The organism is Streptomyces cynarae (assembly GCF_025642135.1).
In the GTDB taxonomy this organism is placed as follows: Bacteria; Actinomycetota; Actinomycetes; order Streptomycetales; family Streptomycetaceae; genus Streptomyces; species Streptomyces cynarae.
Window position 1 is genome coordinate 1,172,324 of record NZ_CP106793.1, and the last position, 14,444, is coordinate 1,186,767.

The 14,444-nt window shown below is 71.8% G+C and carries 14 protein-coding genes and 1 pseudogene; 10 read left to right on the forward strand and 5 right to left on the reverse strand.

The features are described 5' to 3' along the window. Positions 1–75 precede the first annotated feature (75 nt). Positions 76–960, forward strand: coding sequence for a LysR family transcriptional regulator (locus N8I84_RS05600; protein ID WP_263228509.1), 885 nt, complete (start codon positions 76–78; stop codon positions 958–960). A gap of 12 nt (positions 961–972) precedes the next feature. On the opposite strand, the gene N8I84_RS05605 is transcribed toward N8I84_RS05600, so the two are convergent. Further along, positions 973–1,863 carry an NAD(P)H-binding protein gene (locus N8I84_RS05605; RefSeq protein ID WP_263228510.1) on the reverse strand — a complete coding sequence of 297 codons (891 nt, stop codon included), beginning with the start codon at positions 1,861–1,863 and terminating at the stop codon, positions 973–975. 122 nt (positions 1,864–1,985) lie between these two features. On the opposite strand from N8I84_RS05605, the gene N8I84_RS05610 reads away from it, so the two are divergent. Beyond that, entirely contained in the window at positions 1,986–2,849 is an 864-nt protein-coding gene (locus N8I84_RS05610; RefSeq protein WP_263228511.1) for a LysR family transcriptional regulator, read from the forward strand. Positions 2,850–2,853: 4 nt separating this feature from the next. Here the strand turns inward: N8I84_RS05610 and N8I84_RS05615 are convergent, their stop codons facing one another. From N8I84_RS05615 to N8I84_RS05625, 3 genes are all read right to left on the reverse strand, one after another. Then, entirely contained in the window at positions 2,854–5,001 is a 2,148-nt protein-coding gene (locus tag N8I84_RS05615; RefSeq protein WP_263228512.1) for a putative bifunctional diguanylate cyclase/phosphodiesterase, read from the reverse strand. Then, on the reverse strand, positions 4,998–5,810 hold the full coding sequence (locus N8I84_RS05620; RefSeq protein ID WP_263228513.1) for an SAM-dependent methyltransferase: 813 nt from the start codon (positions 5,808–5,810) through the stop codon (positions 4,998–5,000). Before N8I84_RS05620 ends, N8I84_RS05615 begins: the two co-directional genes overlap by 4 nt. 311 nt (positions 5,811–6,121) lie before the next feature. Next, positions 6,122–7,072: an SCO0930 family lipoprotein gene (locus tag N8I84_RS05625; RefSeq protein ID WP_263228514.1), complete on the reverse strand. Its 951-nt coding sequence runs from the start codon at positions 7,070–7,072 to the stop codon at positions 6,122–6,124. A 749-nt stretch (positions 7,073–7,821) separates the two neighbouring features. On the opposite strand from N8I84_RS05625, the gene N8I84_RS05630 reads away from it, so the two are divergent. From N8I84_RS05630 to N8I84_RS05645, 4 genes are all read left to right on the forward strand, one after another. Next, entirely contained in the window at positions 7,822–7,950 is a 129-nt protein-coding gene (locus N8I84_RS05630; protein ID WP_263228515.1) for a hypothetical protein, read from the forward strand. Positions 7,951–7,966: 16 nt separating this feature from the next. Continuing rightward, positions 7,967–8,731: a bestrophin-like domain gene (locus N8I84_RS05635; protein ID WP_263228516.1), complete on the forward strand. Its 765-nt coding sequence runs from the start codon at positions 7,967–7,969 to the stop codon at positions 8,729–8,731. Between the two features lie 264 nt (positions 8,732–8,995). Further along, the gene (locus N8I84_RS05640; protein ID WP_263228517.1) at positions 8,996–9,562 is read left to right on the forward strand and encodes a hypothetical protein; all 567 of its coding nucleotides are present in this window, start codon (positions 8,996–8,998) and stop codon (positions 9,560–9,562) included. A 53-nt stretch (positions 9,563–9,615) separates the two neighbouring features. Continuing rightward, a complete protein-coding gene (locus tag N8I84_RS05645; RefSeq protein WP_263228518.1) occupies positions 9,616–10,305 on the forward strand; it encodes a class F sortase in 690 nt (229 codons plus the stop codon). Positions 10,306–10,423: 118 nt separating this feature from the next. On the opposite strand, the pseudogene N8I84_RS05650 reads toward N8I84_RS05645, so the two are convergent. Beyond that, positions 10,424–10,932, reverse strand: a pseudogene (locus N8I84_RS05650) (polysaccharide deacetylase family protein); the annotation flags it as partial. A gap of 171 nt (positions 10,933–11,103) precedes the next feature. On the opposite strand from N8I84_RS05650, the gene N8I84_RS05655 reads away from it, so the two are divergent. The 4 genes from N8I84_RS05655 to N8I84_RS05670 all read left to right on the forward strand — a co-directional run bounded on the left by N8I84_RS05655 (position 11,104) and on the right by N8I84_RS05670 (position 14,420). Then, a complete protein-coding gene (locus N8I84_RS05655; RefSeq protein ID WP_200421865.1) occupies positions 11,104–11,565 on the forward strand; it encodes a universal stress protein in 462 nt (153 codons plus the stop codon). A gap of 95 nt (positions 11,566–11,660) precedes the next feature. Beyond that, positions 11,661–13,085 (forward strand): amino acid permease, encoded by a 1,425-nt coding sequence (locus N8I84_RS05660; protein WP_263228519.1) that lies wholly within the window; start codon positions 11,661–11,663, stop codon positions 13,083–13,085. Between the two features lie 134 nt (positions 13,086–13,219). Beyond that, positions 13,220–13,768: a sigma-70 family RNA polymerase sigma factor gene (locus N8I84_RS05665; protein ID WP_263228520.1), complete on the forward strand. Its 549-nt coding sequence runs from the start codon at positions 13,220–13,222 to the stop codon at positions 13,766–13,768. Between the two features lie 136 nt (positions 13,769–13,904). After that, entirely contained in the window at positions 13,905–14,420 is a 516-nt protein-coding gene (locus N8I84_RS05670) for a hypothetical protein (protein WP_263228521.1), read from the forward strand. Positions 14,421–14,444: the final 24 nt, after the last annotated feature.

The window sequence follows — 14,444 nt, forward strand, 5'->3', positions numbered from 1 at the left end:
CGCTAGGGCCGAATGTCCTCATCGGTCCAAGACATGGTCCGGCTCGTTTCGATAGACGTCTCCTATGATGGGTGAGTGCAGTTCCAGCAGCTCCAGTACTTCGTGGCCGTCGCCGAGACCCGGCACTTCACCCGGGCCGCGGAGCTGGTCCATGTCGCCCAGCCCTCGCTGTCGCAGCAGATCAGGGCGCTGGAGCGGGAGCTCGGGGCGGATCTGTTCCTACGGGCGCGCGGCAACATCACGCTCACCGACGCCGGGGAGGCGCTGCTGCCCCTGGCCCGCCGGATCCTGGCCGACGCGGACACGGCCCGGCACGAGGTGCAGGAGCTGGTGCAGCTGCGCAGCGGCCGGATCCGCCTGGGCGCCACCCCGAGCCTGTGCACCGGCCTGCTGCCGGATGTGCTGCGCGCCTTCCACGACCGCTACCCCGGCATCCGGCTGCTGATCGAGGAGGGCGGCTCCCACGACCTGGTACGGGAGCTCGCGCGCGGCGCCCTCGACCTGGCGCTGATCGTGCTGCCGCTGCCCACTCCCTCCCCCGCCCTGACCACGGTGGAGCTGCTGCGCGAGGACCTGGTGGTGGTTTCCTCCCCGGACGCGCCACGACCCGGCGGCGGTCGCCGCACGGTCCGGATCGCGGATCTGGAGGGCGAGCGCCTGGTGATGTTCCGGCACGGCTACGACCTGAGGGAACTCACCGTGGCGGCGTGCCGCGCCGAGGGCTTCGAGCCGGTCTTCGCGGTGGAGGGCGGCGAGATGGACGCGGTGCTGGGCTTCGTGCGGGCGGGCCTGGGCGTGGCCGTGGTCCCGCGGATGGTCGCCACCCGTTCCGGGCGCGGGCTGCGGGTGACCCCGCTGGCCCGGCCCGGACTGTACCGGACGATCGCGCTGGCCCACCGCAGCGATGTGGCACCGCCGCGTGCGGCGCGGGAGCTGCAGCGGATGCTGCTGGAGCGGTGAGGCCGGAACGACTCAGCCCAGCACGGCCGGTTTGAGCACCTCCTCGCACCACCGGCGGAAGGAGGTGGGCGCGGTGTCCGGGCTGCTCGGCTCGGCCACGCCGTAGAAGCCCTGCTCGTCGAGTGCCCGCACCATGTCGGCCAGGCCCTGCGCCCAGGCTTCGGTCGCGCCGTGACGCAGGAGCATCACCTTGTGGTCGTCGGCGCTGATCCGCTGGAAGCGGACAGGCCTGTCCAGCACCTCGGACAGGATCCGCGCCATGCCTTCGGGGGTCAGTTCGTCGGGGCCGACCAGCGGCACATCCGCCTGGCCGGTCCAGGAGTCGTCGAGCAGCAGCCGCGCCGCGGTGGCGCCGACGTCACGAGTGGTACAGGTGCGCAGCACCCGGTCACCGTCGGCCGCCAGCGAGAAAACGCCCCCGCTGCGCATCGACTCGGCCTGGTGCAGCAGGTTCTCCATCAGGAACGGCGGGCACAGCGCCCGGTGGTGGACGCCTGTGGCCCGGATCCGGTCGTCCATGACCAGCGAGGCCGAGATCTGCCCGGCCTTCTCGGCGACCCCGCGGCCCAGGGTGGAGACGGCGACGACGCGCTGGACGCCCTGGTTCTCGATCGCCTCGACGAGAGGCCGGGTGAAGTCGAGGAAGTGCCCCTCGACGCTGTGGGCGGTGGGTGTCGGGGGCACCAGCCAGAACACCCGGTCGACGCCCGCGCACGCCTTGGCGGCGACGTCGGGGTCGGCGTGCGATCCCCGCACGGCCTCCACGCGGTCGCGGACGCGCGGGGTCAGGCGCGCGGGATCGCGGACGATCACCCGGATCGGCCCGACCGTGTCCCCTGCGTCGAGGAGGGCGTCGAGGACCCGGCTGCCGATCTGTCCGGTCGGGGTGGTGACGAGAATCATGGGAACCTCCGGGAAGAACGGGTTCGGAAGACGTGATCGAGACTGCTCCCCGGCCCACCGGAACTGAAGGACCGGTCCGCTCCCGGTTGTTACCCTCAAGGCAATACCGGGAGGGGGGAACCGTGGAGTCCCGTCCGCTGCGCTACTTCGTCGCCGTCGCCGAGGAACTCAACTTCGCCCGCGCGGCCGAGCGGCTGGGCATCTCCCCGCCGCCCCTGTCCCGTGCGATCCGGCACCTGGAGGCGGAGCTCGGTGTCACCCTGTTCGAGCGGACCACGCACAGCGTCGCTCTGACCCCGGCCGGCGAGGTGCTCCTCGCGGAGGCGCGGGTCGCGCTGGAGGCCCTGCAGGCCGCAGCTCGACGGGCGCAGCGCGCGGCCGCCCGGGAGAGGAAGCTGGTCCTGGCCGTCAAGGCCGACGGCGATGCCGGACTGCTGGAGCCGATTCTGGAGCGCGTCGCGGCCGAACCCGGGGCCGTGCCCGTCACGGTCCGGCTGTGCGGATGGCAGGAACAGCCACGACTGCTGCGCCTGGGCGAGGCCGACGCCGCCCTCGTATACGAGCCGTTCGACCGCACCGGCTTGGACGTCGAGACGCTGTTCGCCGAGCCGCGCGTCGCCGTCCTCTCCGCGGCGCACCCGCTGGCCTCCAGGGACCGGCTCGGCCTCGCCGACCTCGGCCTGCGCCCCGGCGATCTGCACCCGTTCATCGACCGGATGCGGCGGGAGGGCCGCGATCTCGCCCAACTGCTCACGCTGATCCCGCTGGGCGACCTGGTCACCCTGCTGCCCGCCTCCGTCGCCGCCCGCTACCCGCGCCCGGGTGTCGCCTACCGCCCCGTCGAGGACGCGCCGCCCGCGGTCCTGGCCATCGCCTGGCCGCAGCAGTCCCGCTCGACGGCCACCGCTGCGCTGATTCGGGCCGCCGTCTCCGTGGCCGAGGCCGTACGGGCAGGCGCCGTGGACGCACAGGCCGTACGGCCGTGACGGCTCAGCCCGTCGCGTCCACCAGGGCCAGTTCGTGCAGGCGCTCCGGGGGGCCGGGGCGGGCGTAGTACCAGCCCTGGGCCGTGTCGCAGCCCATCATCCGCAGCTGTTCGGCCTGAGCGCCGGTCTCCACGCCCTCCACCGTGACCGCGAGGTCGAGGCTGTGGGCGAGGGAGACGATGCCCTCCACGATCTTCAGGTCGACCGGGTCCGCCGGGTACTGCTGCATGCTCTGGGTGAAGGAACGGTCCAGCTTGAGGACCCGCACCGGCAGCCGGCGCAGGTTGGCGAGGTTCGAGTAGCCGGTGCCGAAGTCGTCGAGGGCGATGTCCACCCCCATCTCGGCCAGCCGGCGCAGCGGCTTGAGCAGAGCGTCGTCCGCGCCGATGAGCGCCGACTCCGTGACCTCCAGGCAGAGCGCGTCCGGCTCGAGGCCGGCCCGCTCCAGGATCTCGACGGTGTCGGAGACCAGCCCCGGATGGGTGAGCTGGCAGGGCGAGAGGTTGACGTTGATGCGCAGCGGGCCGGGCTGGTCCTGCTTCTCCTGCCAGGCACGGGCCTGCCGTACCGCCTCCTGGAGCACCCAGCGGCCCAGCGGCACGATCAGCCCGGTGCGCTCGGCGAGGGGGATGAAACGGTCGGGGCCGAGCACCCCGTGCTGCGGGTGCAGCCAGCGCACCAGCGCCTCGGCGCCGTGCACCCTGCCGTCGCCGAGGTGGACCAGCGGCTGGTACTCGATGAAGAACTCGCCCCGGTTCAGGGCCGTGGGCAGTGCCGTGGTCAGCCCGTGCCGGGTGATGGCCCGGGCGTCGGCCTCGGGATCGGCGAGCTCGTAGCGGTTGCCCCCCGCCGACTTCGCCCGGTACATGGTGATGTCCGCGCTGCGCAGCACCTCCGCCGGGCCGCGCTCCCCGACCGGGCCCTCGACGATGCCGATGCTGCCGCGCACGGTCAGCTCGCGGCCGTCGACGCTGATCGGGGTGACCAGCGCGTTCATGATGCGCCCGGCGAGCTCGTCGACCCCGCGCTCGGTGTCGGGCCCGGTGGTCAGCGCCACGAACTCGTCGCCGCCGAGGCGCGCGACCATCTCGCCGGGGCCGGTCGCGCAGGCCTGCAGGCGGTCGGCGACCTCGACGAGCAGCCGGTCCCCGGCCGCGTGGCCGAGGCTGTCGTTGATGGTCTTGAAGCCGTCCAGGTCGAGGTAGCACAGGCCGAACCGCCGGCCCTCCCCCGCCGCCAGGGCCTTCTCCAGCCGCTCGAAGAACAGGGTCCGGTTGGGCAGGCCGGTGAGCGCGTCGTGCGTGGCCTCGTACCGCAGCCGGAGGTTCAGCAGCCGCCGCTCGGTGGTGTCCTCCATGAGCGCGAGCTGGTACTGCGGATTGCCGTCGGCGTCGCGCAGCAGGGACACCGTGAGGTTGGTCCACAAAACCGTTCCGTCAGGCCGGTAGAAGGCCTTCTCCACGTGGTAGTGGTCCCGCTCGCCGCGCACCAGCTCGTCGTACAGGCGCCAGACCTGCGGTGCGTCGTCGGGGTGGGTCCACTCGGCGACGTTGCGGCCGCGCACCATCTGCTCGGAGCCGCCGAACATGCGCAGCAGGGCGCCGTTGACCTGGAGCACGTTGCCGTCGAGGTCGGCGATGCCGATGCCTATGGCGGCGCCCTCGAAGACCGCGCGGAAGCGTGCCTCGGTGGCGTGCAGGGCCTCGGCCACCTCGCCCTGGGCCGTGAGGGCGGCCTGGGCGATGGCCTCCTGTTCGGCCAGCGTGCGCTCCTTGAGCGCCGCCGCGAACCCGGCGGCCATCGCGTGCTGCAACCGCGAGCAGCGGGTGCGCTGGGCCTCCTGCGCCTCCGCGGAGCCGTCGGGGTCGCCGCAGTAGAGCACGAGGTAGGCGTCGACGCAGTCGAGGGTGCGGCTGAGGGCCTCCGGGTCGGTGCAGTGCGCGTCGATGAGCGCCGCGCCGATCCCCTTGGCCGCGGCGGCGTCGAACGCCCTGATCCGCAACGCCTCGCTCAACTGCCGGGCCAGCGGCAGCAGTCGCTCCTCGAACTCCGGCCGGGTGAGCGACGTCGAGGTCACCGGATAGACGGCCCGGCTCCAGATCGTCGCGAACCTGCGCAGTCTGTCCTCCGGTCCACCCGGTCCCGCGGTCACGCCGAGCGCCCCACGCCGGCGAACCCCGCGAACGAAAAGGGATCCTCGTCCTCGGGTGCCGTGTCGGGCCGCCACTTCGGCATCGGCACCAGCCCGGGTTCCACCATGTCGTACCCCTCGAAGAACCGCGCGATCTCGTCGCGCGAGCGCATGATCAGCGGATTGCGGATGGTGTTGTACACGTCGACCGCGCCGTCGGCCCGCTCCTTCGGCAGCGGGATCCCCTCGTACGAGGCGTGCGTGAGAACGAGCAGGCTGCCCGGCGCGAGCAAGTCGCGCAACTCGGCCACCGCACCGTACGGGTCGTCCGTGTCCTCCACGAAGTGCAGTATGGCAACGAGAAGGAGCGCGACTGGCCGGTTCCGGTCTATCAGTCGCTCCGCCTGAGGGCTCGCCAGGATCTCCTGGGGCTTGCGGAGGTCGGCCGCGACGACGTCCGCGTGCTCGTTGCCCTGGAGGACGGCCCGGCTGTGCGCGACCGCCACCGGGTCGTGGTCTACGTACACCACGCGCGCCCCCGGGTGCGCCTGCTGCGCCACCTCGTGGACGTTGCCGAAGGTGGGGATGCCGGAGCCGATGTCGAGGAACTGGGTGATGCCCTCCCCAACGGCGAAGCGCACGGCGCGGCGCATGAACGCCCGGTTCGCCTGCATGATCTTGGGAAGCCCCGGCATGTACTCCATGGCCCTGCGCGCCGCTTCGCGGTCGACCTCGAAGTTGTGGGAGCCGCCCAGGTAGAAGTCGTACATACGGGCGACACTCGGCACGGAGATGTCGATGCTCCGAGGGGCCCAGGCGGGGCGCTCCATGCAGCTCTCCAAGGCGTTGGCGACGGTGTAGGCGATCCGGTGTTCGAGCAGAGGCTACTGATCGTCCGCCAACCGAGCGAGTAAAAACGGAAATTGACCGTCCGTTCCCGGTCACCACGTGGTCTTTCCGTGGAGAGCGGGGGCGCGCGCAGCCGCCCGCGCCAAAGGGCCCACCCCCTCCGTGCGGTGCGGAGGGGGTGGACCGGTCGTGCGCGCCTGTGTCCCGTTCGTCCGGCTTGTGCGTCCACTCCCTTCCGCGTTCCGTCGCTGACTGGGTGAGGCGGTCGATCAACCCTGGGGAGGTGTGATCACTACTTCGGCGCGCCGACCGGCTTTCCGTCGGGCGAGACGGCGTACCAGGTGCCGCCCACACCCTGACCGTTGGTGTCTCCGGGGGCCTTGTCGCCGGAGAAGGTGTAGATGGGCCAGCAGTTGACGGTCATCTGCTTGGCGCCGTCGGGGCGGGTGAAGCCCATGAGGCCCTTCTTCTGGACGCCCTTGGTGTCGTCTGCCGAGACGGGGGCGACGACGGGCCACTTCTCCAGGCAGGCGCCGGTGCAGTTCGACACCGGCTCGGGCCAGGCCTTGTCCTTCAGGAAGCGGTAGACCGTCATGCCGTTCTTGTCGACGACGATCGGGCCGAGCTTGGGGTCGTTGCGGACCGACAGGCCGGGCAGGGCGGCGCCGGCCTTCTTGCCGGTGGGTGCGGTCGCGAACCAGGTGCCCTTGACTCCCTGGCCGTTGACGTCACCGGCCTTGGTGTCCTTGGCGTACCGGTACATCGGCCAGCCGGCGATGGTGAGCTGCTTGGTGCCGTCGGAGCGGGTGACCTCACCGAGCAGGGAGGTGTCGATACCCGAGGCGACGGTGGCCCCTTCGGCGGGGACCGGCGGCCACGCCTTCGCGCAGTCGCCGTCGCAGGAGGACTTCGGCGGCTCGGCCGTGTCCTGGTCGAAGCGGTAGAGGGTGAAGCCGGCGCCGTCCGTGACGATCTTGCCGAGCTTCGCGTTGTCGACGACGGCGAGCTGACCCGCGGACTGCCCGCCCGCGGAGGCGGAGGCGCTCGGCGCGGCGGTGGAGTCGGCGCCGTAGCCGTTTCCGGGGAGGGAGGGGCTGGAACCCAGGCCGCCCGGGAGAGCGGTGGCCCCCACGTTCTGGCTGCCCGTCGACTGGGTGCCGCTCTGCGAACCGCACGCCGTCGTGAGCGCCAGCACGGCGGCAGCGGTCGCCACGAGGGAGGCGCTCCGCCAGGTTGTCTTCATTCTCAACTCCCGCTGTCAGCTTCGGTGTTGCAGCGTCCTCTGTGCGCCGCTGTGTGGCCATGGGTACGGGCGGGAGTGCCCGGTGTGTTCAATCGGGCCGGGAATTTCTTTCCGGAACCTGTGACGCGTTTCCGGCCACCGCCCCGGCCCGCCCCCGGCACCCCTCGCACGGATGTGCCCAACTCGGTCCGTACCGGACGTGGTTGCCCGAAACAACTCGAAGGCGGATCTCCCTCCTTCGAGGCAATTCGCCGGGGCCCGGGCGTGCGGGGGCGCGGTGAAGCCGATGATCTCGGTCGTGCAACGACCCCAACGGCCCCGAACGGCCCTCGTCACCCGGGGATTGGTCCTGGTGACGCTGGCGTGGTTCCTCGTGGGCGTTCCCGCCGGGGCGGCGTCGGCCGACGCGTGCGCGTACGCCTCGACCGGCCCGGGCGGCACGGAGGCGGTGGCGGTCGCGGGCGGCGACCTCTGGCCCACGCCGCCGTGCTCCGCACCGAGCCCGAGCCCCACGCCGCCACCCAGCCCCACCCCGACCCCGACTCCGACGCCCGCCCCCAAGCCGCCGCCCGAGCCACCGCCACCTCCGCGGCCGCACCCCACACCGAAGCCCGTGCCGCCGCGCGCCTGCCGCCGGCCCCGCGGCCGGTCCCGAGACCCGCCCCGGTCCCCGTCCACATCCCCCGCCCGCACCGACGCCGTCCCCGACGCCCCCGCCCAGGCCGAGCCCGCACCCGGCACCGACCCCGGTGCGCTATCCGGCCTACCACCCCGTGTCCCACCCGCGGCCGCCCCACGACGGGCCGTCGCCGCTCACGTTCACCCTGCTCATCGTCGCGCCCGCGGTGTTCGCCATCGCCGCGCTGCGTCCGCGCTGATCTCTGGAGGCACCTGTTGTCGGAATGGCTTGTTCTCACCCTCGCGATGGCGGCCGCGTGCGCCGTCGTGGTCATGGTGACCCTGGTCCGGGCCCGCACGGCCGCCGTGGACGAGGACCCGTCCGAGACCCCGGACGTGATCGAGTACATGACGATGTGGATCGGCGTGGTGTACGCCATCGTGCTGGGCCTGGCCATCGCAGGGGTGTGGGAGGCCCGCAGCGCCGCCCAGGACCATGTGCAGGCCGAGGCACAGGCGCTGCACGAGATCTCGCAGCGCGTCCGCGTCTATCCGGCGGACGTCCGCGACCGCGTCCGCGCCGACGTCAACGCGTATGTCGGCCATGTGGTCACCACCGAGTGGAAGGCCATGGCCGAGCACGGCGAGGTGACCGCCCGCGGCCAGGAGCTGTTCCAGCGGATCCGTCAGGACGTCACCGACTACCACCCGAAGACGGACTACGAGGCGCAGGCGTACCAACCGCTCGTGGACCAGGTGACGGCGGCCGACGCGGCGCGCAACGCGCGCGCCGACGCCACCGGCTCGACGATGCCGCCGGTGGTGTGGTTCGGGCTGATCGCGGGGGCGGTGGTCACCATCGGGATGGTGTTCGCGCTGCAGATCCGGCGCACGGCCCGCGAACTCCTGCTGGCGGGGCTCTTCTCGGCGCTGATCGCCTTCCTGCTCTTCCTGATCTGGGACTTCGACGCGCCCTACAGCCGGGGCATCTCGGCCTCCTCGGAGCCGTTCCTGGCGCTGTTCCCACAGCTGCACGGCTGACGGGGCCCGCCCCCTCAACGGGCGGGCGGCCCCTGCCGTTCATGGCTGGGGCGGACCCACCGAGCCCTCAAGCGGGCGGGCGCCCTCCGCGCCCGCCCCCTTCACCGCCCCGCGTCCCCTGAGCGGCACATTCCCGTACCCCATTCGCTCTACTGGGATCGCGCCCAGCCACCCCCTTTCTTAGCGTTTCGGGCAACGAGGTGCATTTTCGACGCAAGCGGAACAGGTCCGCGGCACGGCTCCTCGGAGACCTGGAGGCTCACCATGCGCGCGATTCGCCTCGCTTCGGCCGCAATGCTGGGCGTCAGTGCCCTGGCCCTCACGGCGTGTACGACGGCCGTCGCCCGAGGCGGGGAGGCCGGCGCGGGCAACTCGGGTTTCTCCTACAACCTGGAACCGGCGGCGGTCGCGCCCGGCGGGCGGATCAACCTGCCGGTGCGGGGCTGCAACCAGGACGCCAAGGTCTTCTCGGGCGCCTTCGACGACGTCACCATCCCCCGCGGCCGGAACTCGGCCACGGTCACGGTCGGCCGGAACGCTCTGCCGGGCACCACGTTCGACGTGCTGTTCCAGTGCGGCCACCAGGCCGGCCACCGGCAGCTCGTCATGGCCGCCGGGCGCGACGACCGCGACGAGGAGTCGCGGGACGAGGGCTCGGGTCGCGGACGCGGCGAGGCGGAGCGGCCACAGCACGGCGTGCACGCCGGTGAGGGTGGCAGCATCGGCGGCTTCGACCTGAAGAAGACCGGCCTCGGTGCCGCCCTCGTCCTGGTCTCGGTCGGCACGGCCTGGCACCTTACGCGCCGCCGTGGCCGCGGCAGCACCTCCTGACCGTCACAGCGTGAACGGCGCGGCGAGACGGCGGCGCCGGGAGGGGATGGCGAATGTCTGCTTCCGGGCCTGCCGAAGGAGGAGAGAGCGGGCACCAGCGCAAGAGCGCCCCGTGGGGCGTGATCGCGCTGGTGCTGCTCACGGGTCTCGCCCTCGTGCGGAACGGTTCGGGCGAGTCCCCTGTGGGCCCGCCCCAGCCCGCGAAGGCGGCGGCCCCAGCCCCCGACTCCCGCTCGGGCCCCGGCTCGGGCTCGGGCTCGGGGTCCAGCGTCTCGGCGCCCGATCCGCTGCCGTACTCCGCGGTCGAGCGTGTCCGCATCCCGGCGCTCCAGATCGACGCCCCCGTCATACCCGTGGGCCTGGACACGTCCGGCTGGGTGGCCGCCCCGCCACCCGAGGATCCGAACCTGGCGGGCTGGTTCACCGGCGCGGTCTCACCCGGTGAGAAGGGCACGGCCGTGATCGTCGGCCATGTCGACAACCATGAGGGGCCGGCCGTCTTCTACGGGCTCGGTGCACTGGGCAAGGGCCATCACGTCGAGGTCCGGCGCCAGGACGGCAGGACGGCCGTGTTCGAGGTCTACGGCAACGAGGTCTTCGACAAGGCCCACTTCCCCGGCGACCGCGTCTACGGGAACAAGGGGGCGCCGGAACTGCGGGTCATCACCTGCGGGGGAGAGTTCGTCGACGGGAACTACGCGGGGAACGTGGTGGTGTTCGCCCGGATGGTCGCCGTGCGCTGAGCGGGGCCGGCCGCGACCGGCGCACGTGCCCGGCAGGGTGTTCAGGCCGACCGCCTCCCCGGCACGGTGAGGTGGTAGCCGGCGCCCAGCAGGAACGGCAGATAGTCGCGCAGCGCCGATCGGAGCGGATCCCGGGGCGGGTCAGCCGGGTGAGCAACGGGTGGGTCCAGGTGTGGTTGCCGACGATGTGACCGTCGTCGGCCATCTCGCGCAGCAGGTCCTTGTGGTCCGCGGCCATCTCCCCGCAGACGAAGAACATCGCGCGCACGTCGTACTCGCGCAGGGTCCGCGGGATGCCCGGGGTGTAGCGGGGGTCGGGACCGTCGTCGAAGGTGAGCACCATGCTCCTGCCGCGGCCCGGCATCCGCAGGATCGGCTCGCGCCGCGCGGCGGTCCGCACCGGCGTGCGACGCACAGGGCCGGACCCGGTCATGGGCCGCAGCCGGAACGTGGACGGCTTCTGCCGGGTGCGGGCCCCGGGCCCGGGGCGGCGAGTGCGCCGCGCGCCGCACGTACCGGATCGTCCTCGAGGAACAGTCCGGCCGCTCCCGTCGCCCCGGCCACGCCCAGGACGGCGGCTCCGGCGAGCAGCAGGCGGCGCCGCGAGGGCAGCTGATCCTTTTTCATGATTCTTCAGTCACGCGGATCGGTGCGCCCGCGGCCGCGCAACACCGACCACGACGGGGAAATCACCCCAATGGGACCCAGGTACCCGAATGTACGGACCTGAGCGGACGTCCGGCCCGTGGTCCCCGGCCGCAGCGGCCCGGACCTGCGGATTCCGATAGCCTCGCCCATGTGACGGAACAGCACTCGCACCAGTTCGAGCGGGGCACGGACGGGCCCAAGGTCATCCTCGTCGGGGTGGACGGCTCCGACTCGTCGCTGCGGGCCGCGGCCTACGCCGGCGGTCTCGCCCGGCGGCAGCACGCGCTGCTCGCGGTCGTGTACGTCCAGCCGGTGATGGCGGCCGGGGCGGCGCTCGGGGTTCCGGTGGCGGAGACGACCGACGAGATCGCCGAGGAGCTGGTCGCCCAGATCCGTGAGGCCGCCGAGCGGGTGAAGGGCATATTCGACGTGCGCTGGGAGTTCCACACCTTCCGCGGCGACCCGTACAACGGCCTGGTCAAGGCGGCCGAGGAGTTGAAGGCGGACGCCGTCGTGGTCGGCGCCTCGGAGCAGGCCGGCCACCGCATCGTCGGCTCGGTGGCGATCCGCCTGGTGAAGGCGGGCCGCTGGCCCGTAACAGTCGTACCGTAGGGAGGTCGCCGTCTTCCCTCCCCGGCGGAGCTGCGCCATCATGATCCGGCCAGCGCATTGCCGTCCGCGAAGAGGTCCGCGAAGAGGTGAGGCTCATGGCCGGACTCCGTAAGGGCGAGGGAATTCTCCGCCGCAAACCCATCGAGCACATCGACGAGACGGAGGTCGGCGAGGGCACCCGGCTCGAGCGCTCGCTCGGCCTGTGGCAGCTGACGGCGATCGGCGTCGGCGGGATCATCGGCGCCGGCATCTTCACCCTCGCCGGCACGGTCGCGAACGGCACCGCCGGACCCGCGGTCCTGGTGTCGTTCCTGATCGCGGGCCTGGCGAGCGCGACCGCCGCCCTGTCGTACGCCGAGTTCGCCGGGCTCATCCCGAAGGCGGGATCGGCCTACACGTACGGCTACGCGGTGCTCGGCGAGTACGCCGGCTGGTTCATCGGCTGGGACCTGCTGCTGGAGTACACGGCGATCGTGGCGGTGGTCGCCATCGGCATCTCCGGCTACTTCGGCTTCCTCGTCGGCGAGATGGGCGCGCACCTGCCGGCGTGGATGCTGGGGGCGCCGGGCACGGGCGCCGGACACCGGGTGGACCTGTTCGCGCTCGTGCTGTGCCTGCTGATCGCGTACTTGCTGAACCTCGGCATCCGCAACGCGGCCCGTTTCGAGACGTTCGTCGTGGGGTTGAAGATCCTCGTCGTGCTGCTGGTGATCGGTGTCGGCGTCTTCCACATCGACAGCGGCAACTACCACCCGTTCTTCCCCTACGGCGTCGGCGGCGCGTTCACCGGTGCGGCGACCGTGTTCTTCGCGGTCTTCGGCTACGACGCCATGTCGACCGCCGCGGAGGAGTCCAAGGACGCACAGCGCCACATGCCGAAGGCGATCGTCTACTCGCTGGCGATCTCCATGGTGCTGTACGTGGCGGCCTGCCTGGTCCTGACGGGCATGCAGAAGTACCAGCACATCGACAAGGAGAGCGGCTTCTCCAGTGCGTTCAAGGCGGTCGGCCTCAGCGGGCTCGCGGACGTGATCGCGATCGGGGCCATCATCGGCATCCTCACCGTCATGTTCACGTTCATGCTGGGCGTCACCCGGGTGTGGTTCTCCATGTCGCGCGACGGACTGCTGCCCTCGTGGTTCGCCAAGACGCACCCCACACGTCACGTCCCGACCCGTGTGACATGGATCGTCGGGATCGCCTCGGCCCTCATCGCCGGGTTCCTGCCGATCGCCCAGGTGGCCGAACTGACCAACATCGGCATCCTGTTGGCGTTCGTCGTGGTGTGTACGGCGGTGATCGTGCTGCGCTACCGGCAGCCGGACCTGCCGCGCACGTTCCGGACGCCGTGGATGCCGTTCCTCCCCGCGATGGGTGTGGTCTTCTCGCTCTGGCTGATCACGTTCCTGCGGTGGGAGACATGGGTGCGGTTCGCCGTGTGGTTCCTGATCGGCCAGATCGTCTACTTCGGTTACTCCTACCGGCGCTCCGAGCTGGCCAAGGCCCCGCCCACCTCCTGATCCGACACCGGAAGGCCCGCCTCGCCTCTCCGGTCGACCGCTCACCGCACCGTTCACCGACGAACAGCGACCGCCCACCGCACCGCGCCGTCCCGGCTCTGTCCCGGCGGGCGAAGGCGCGTTGCCATACGCCCATGACGGCCGGAAGCACCACCCCCACCACCGGGACGACCGCCGAGCACGAGCTGGCCGAGTTGCAGCGCGAGCACGGCCGTCCCCTCTTCGCGCTGCTGCTCAGGCTCTCGGACGGTGACCGTCAGCGCGCCGAGGACCTGCTGCAGGAGACGTTCGTACGCGCCTGGCAACACCCCGAAGCGCTGCGCGCGCCTGATTTCGACTCCGTGCGCCCCTGGCTGCTCACCGTCGGCCGGCGGCTCGCCATCGACGCCAAGCGGGCGCGTCAGGCCCGTCCCGCCGAGGTCGGGGACGCCGTCCCGGAGAACGCCCGGGTGATCGCCGACCACGCCGAACGGGCCGCCGCGACGCTCGACGTACGGCGGGCTGTGAAGACACTCACTCCCGAGCACAGGGAAGTCCTGGTGCAGGTGTACTTCCACGGGGCGAGTGTGGCGGAGGCCGCCCGAACACTGGGGATTCCGCCCGGTACTGTGAAGTCCCGTGCGTACTACGCCCTGCGCGCCCTGCGCCGGGTCCTTCCGGGATACGCGGCGGACCTGCGGTGAAACCGAAGCCAGAGTCAAGCCTTCGCAAAGCGCCTTGCTGCGGACCATGGTTGAGCAATGGGCTTGCCTCATCCGTGTTGCGGACTGGGGCCCGAGTCTCGGGCGACGCGCACGCACCGGAGGAAGGCAGGAAGGGATGTTGCACAGAGGCCACGAGAGCACGGACGGCACCGACGGCGGTGAACTGACCGTTCCCATGGCATGGCTGTACGCCGAGTACATCGCGGACGAGCTGCTGCGGACCGGCGACCTGATGCCGCCGACGTCCTTCGAGTTCCGCGCCGGGCGCGACGCGCTGGCGTTGACGATCTTCCTGTCCGACACGGGTGGCGAGCTCTCCCGCATCCGGGTCGTCTCGCAACTGGAGACCTGGCTCTCGCTGACGGCGTACGACCAGCCCTGGCAGGACTGGGTGTGCGAGCGGATGGCGGAGCTGTCCGCGGAAGCGGCCCGGTCGGGCGGACCGGCGCCGGACCTGGAGCTGGCCGCGGCGGCCTGGCGCTGGCTGGAGGAGACCGAGCTGCTCGCCCCCGATCTGGACGCGGTGCCCGGCGGCGGCCCGGTGGTCGGCGAGGACGACGGCCCCAAGGTGTGGACGCCGGCCTGGCAGCTGGGACTCCCCCTGGGACATCTCGCCATCCATCTCTTCTGAAGAAGTTTCCCGGGACGACCAATC

What these genes read in the sequence shown, in the direction of transcription:
- N8I84_RS05640 (WP_263228517.1), top strand. Translation starts at nt 8,996, where the DNA reads ATGCGCGCGATTCGCCTCGCTTCGGCCGCAATGCTGGGCGTCAGTGCC.
- N8I84_RS05670 (WP_263228521.1), top strand. Translation starts at nt 13,905, where the DNA reads ATGTTGCACAGAGGCCACGAGAGCACGGACGGCACCGACGGCGGTGAA.
- N8I84_RS05605 (WP_263228510.1), bottom strand. Translation starts at nt 1,863, where the DNA reads ATGATTCTCGTCACCACCCCGACCGGACAGATCGGCAGCCGGGTCCTC.
- N8I84_RS05665 (WP_263228520.1), top strand. Translation starts at nt 13,220, where the DNA reads ATGACGGCCGGAAGCACCACCCCCACCACCGGGACGACCGCCGAGCAC.
- N8I84_RS05625 (WP_263228514.1), bottom strand. Translation starts at nt 7,072, where the DNA reads ATGAAGACAACCTGGCGGAGCGCCTCCCTCGTGGCGACCGCTGCCGCC.
- N8I84_RS05660 (WP_263228519.1), top strand. Translation starts at nt 11,661, where the DNA reads ATGGCCGGACTCCGTAAGGGCGAGGGAATTCTCCGCCGCAAACCCATC.
- N8I84_RS05620 (WP_263228513.1), bottom strand. Translation starts at nt 5,810, where the DNA reads ATGGAGCGCCCCGCCTGGGCCCCTCGGAGCATCGACATCTCCGTGCCG.
- N8I84_RS05645 (WP_263228518.1), top strand. Translation starts at nt 9,616, where the DNA reads ATGTCTGCTTCCGGGCCTGCCGAAGGAGGAGAGAGCGGGCACCAGCGC.